3 protein-coding genes are annotated in these 3,101 nt (G+C 73.4%); 1 reads left to right on the plus strand and 2 read right to left on the minus strand.

Annotation, left to right across the window (positions count from 1 at the left end; translation table 11 throughout):
* Positions 1–134: 134 nt before the first annotated feature.
* Positions 135–1,178 carry a 2-keto-3-deoxygluconate permease gene (locus PROKR_RS22440; RefSeq protein ID WP_036967779.1) on the minus strand — a complete coding sequence of 348 codons (1,044 nt, stop codon included), beginning with the start codon at positions 1,176–1,178 and terminating at the stop codon, positions 135–137.
* A gap of 153 nt (positions 1,179–1,331) precedes the next feature.
* On the opposite strand from PROKR_RS22440, the gene PROKR_RS22445 reads away from it, so the two are divergent.
* Positions 1,332–2,477, plus strand: coding sequence for a VanZ family protein (locus tag PROKR_RS22445; RefSeq protein ID WP_084800607.1), 1,146 nt, complete (start codon positions 1,332–1,334; stop codon positions 2,475–2,477).
* Here PROKR_RS22445 and PROKR_RS35925 read toward each other — a convergent pair.
* Positions 2,441–3,101, minus strand: a 661-nt coding sequence (locus tag PROKR_RS35925) for an epimerase (protein WP_036967781.1), incomplete at its 5' end; no start/stop codon positions are given. The genes PROKR_RS22445 and PROKR_RS35925 overlap by 37 nt on opposite strands.

Here is a 3,101-nt window from a genome sequence, read left to right on the forward strand (position 1 = left end):
GACCGCGGCGCGCTCGCCGGAGGGCAGTGCCCGGCCGAGGGCCAGGTGGCTGGTCCAGCCGGCGCGGGCGAACTGCACCACGCAGTCCCCGGCTCCGGTGAGGTCGTCCGCGACGACGCCGACGGTGTGCTCGCTCATGCGGTGCCGCGCCCCTCGCCGGCCGGGGCCTCGGTGGGCGAACCCACGTCGGTGGCGTCGTCCGAAGGAGCCAGCCCGCCCTGCCGCTTGAGCACGAACGTGGCCAGGAGCGGAGCCAGGACGGCGCTGACCAGGACGGCCGAGGCGACCTGCGCGGTGGCGACCGCGACGTACGGCTCGAACGTGGGGTCCACCCCGGCGATGATCGCGGGCGTCGCGACGGCGTTGCCGGCCGTCGTGGCGGCGGAGATCGCGATGCCGGACTTGATGCCGCGCCGCAGGATGAACCGGTAGCCCGAGTAGGTCAGGGTCGCGGTCAGCAGGACGGCGACGACGCCGACCAGGATGCCGGAGGCACCGCCGGTCACGACGTCGCGGAGGTCGATCCCGGTGCCGAGGGCGAACGCGAAGAACGGGATGACGATGTTCGGCACCGGGCGCATGATCTCGGTCCAGCGCGGGTCGAGGTTGCCGACGACGAAGCCCAGCACGAGCGGGACGAGCGCCGCGAGGAATGCCGTCAGGGGGATGTCGGCCAGGCCGGACGCGCCGAGGAACAGCATCGAGATGAACGGGCCGTCGTTGATGGCGGACGCCATGTAGGCGCCGCGGTCCCGCTCGTCGCCGTACCGGCCCGTGAAGGCGAGCCACAGGCCGCCGTTGCTGTTGTCGATGGTCGCCATGAGGGCCAGGATCGAGACCCCGAGGAAGCCCTCGATCCCGAAGACGGCGCCGGCCAGCGCGACGAGTGCGGCGGGGATCAGGGACTTCGTGAGCAGCAGCGTCCCTGTGGCGGCGAGCACCGGCCCCGACGTGCGCGCCGTGATCTGCATCCCTGTGGCGAAGATCAGGACGGCGATGAGCGGCAGCGCCGAGTCCTTGAACAGGGCGGTGGTGAACGAGCCCAGCTCGAGGAAGCCGGGGAAGAACGTCCCGACGACCGAGCCCAGGATCAGCGGCACGAGCATCAGCCCACCCGGGATCTTGTTCATCCAGTCGTAGAGGGGCACGGTCGATCTCGGTGTCAGTCCGGCATCCATGGCGGAACCTCTCGTTGTGCGCGTCCGGCGGTGGTCGCAATTGTCAGGACAAGAAAGTACGGACAAAGTACGGGACGGAGCGCGCGCCGGGCAAGTGCCCTGCGTACGGGCCCCCGGCGCGCGCGGATTTCACCCGGCGCATAGCGTTTCCGGGTGACCGACGTGTGGACCTGGCCCGCCCGGATAGGCGTGCTGGTCGGAACTGCCCTCTTCGTGGCCCTGCTCATCCCGATCCTCCTGGTCCAGGTACGCCGGTACGGCACCACCAGCCCGGCCCGCCTGCTCGGTGCGGCGGCGCTCGCCGTCTACGGCACGGCCCTCGTGGCGTACACGCTGCTCCCGCTGCCGTCGGGCGACCTGGCGGCCTGGTGCGCGAGCTACGGGTACGACGGCGCGCAGCTGCGCCCCCTGCAGATCGTCGCCGACATCCGCGAGCGAACCGCCGGCCTGTCCCCGGGCGCCGCGGTGCGCGACATCTCTGTGCTGCAGGGCGTGTTCAACGTGGTGCTGTTCGTGCCGTGGGGCGTGCTGGTGCGGCGCTACCTGGGCTGGGGGCTGCTCGCGTCCGCGGCGTCGGCGCTCGGGGCGTCGCTGCTGATCGAGGTCACGCAGCTCACCGGCATCTTCGGCCTGATCCCGTGCTCGTACCGGTTGGCCGACGTCGACGACCTGCTCACCAACACCCTGGGCGGGGTGCTCGGCGCGGTGATCGCGCCGTGGGTGCTGCGCTGGATGCCGCGCGCGCGGACGCTGGCGGCGGGCCGGGGTACGCCGCGGCCCCTGACGCTGTGGCGCCGCCTGTTCGGCATGGTCGTGGACTACCTCGCCTACACCGTCCTGGGCGGGGTGCTCGCCCTGACCCTGGGCCTGGGCTACTACCTCGTGACCGGCCGCGCTCCGGCGGACTCCCTGGCCGTGTGGCTGGCCACGAGCGTGCTGGCGTGGGTGTTGGTCTTCGTGCTGCCGCTGGTCACGGGTGCGGGGGAGTCGCTGGGGCAGCGCACGGTCTGGCTCGCGGTGGTGCCGCCCGACGGCGGTACGCGCCTGGCGCCGTCGGCCCGGCTGCGGCGTGGGCTGGCCGGGGGCGCGCTGTGGGGTCTGCTCCAGGCGCTGGCCGACAGGTTCGACCCCGCGCAGGGGCTGGCGACGACGGTTGCGACCGTGCTAGTGCTGGCTGTGCTGTTCACCCGCGGTCGGCGGGGCCTGTCGGGCAAGGCCGCCCCCTACCAGCTCGTTGACGCGCGCGCCCTGGCGCCGGAGGGTCAGGCCCGGGGCCGCGGGTCCTTGCCGAGCAGGTGACGCAGCGCCGGTTCCAGGGTGGGGTGCCGGAACCGGTGGCCCAGGTCGAGCAGCGCCTCGGGGGAGACGCGCTGGCTGGCTTGTGCCAGCTCGGTCGCCCCCTCGTCTCCCAGCAGCAGCTTCGGCCCCAGCGCCGGCACGGGCAGCAGGGCCGGGCGGCGCAGCACCGCCGCGAGCGTGGCGGTGTAGGCGGTGTTGCGCACCGGGGCGGGGGCGACGGCGTTGACCGGCCCGGTCAGGCGCTCGTCGTACAGCGCGCGGTGGTAGACGTCGACGAGGTCGTCGATGCCGATCCAGGACTGCCACATCTGCCCGTCGCCCAGGCGGCCGCCCAGCCCGGCGGCGAACAGCGGGTGGAACAGCCGCAGCGTGCCGCCGCGCGGTGACTGCACCAGTCCGGTGCGCACGTTGACCACGCGCACGCCCGCCTCGGCGGCGGCCATGGTGGCCTGCTCCCAGTCGTGCACGACGTCGGCGAGGAAACCGTCGCCGCGGGCGCTGGTCTCGGCCAGCACCTCGTCGCCGCGGTCGGGGCCGTAGAAGCCGATCGCGGAGGCACTGACGAACACCCGCGGCCCGCCGGGCGTACGTGCGGCCAGCTCGGCGAGCGCCGTCGTCGGGCCG

The sequence above is a fragment of the Promicromonospora kroppenstedtii DSM 19349 genome (assembly GCF_000515355.1).
GTDB lineage: Bacteria > Actinomycetota > Actinomycetes > Actinomycetales > Cellulomonadaceae > Promicromonospora > Promicromonospora kroppenstedtii.

Bases quoted from the DNA above. Each gene is read 5' to 3' on its own strand.
- PROKR_RS22440 (WP_036967779.1), bottom strand. From the start codon at position 1,178: ATGGATGCCGGACTGACACCGAGATCGACCGTGCCCCTCTACGACTGG.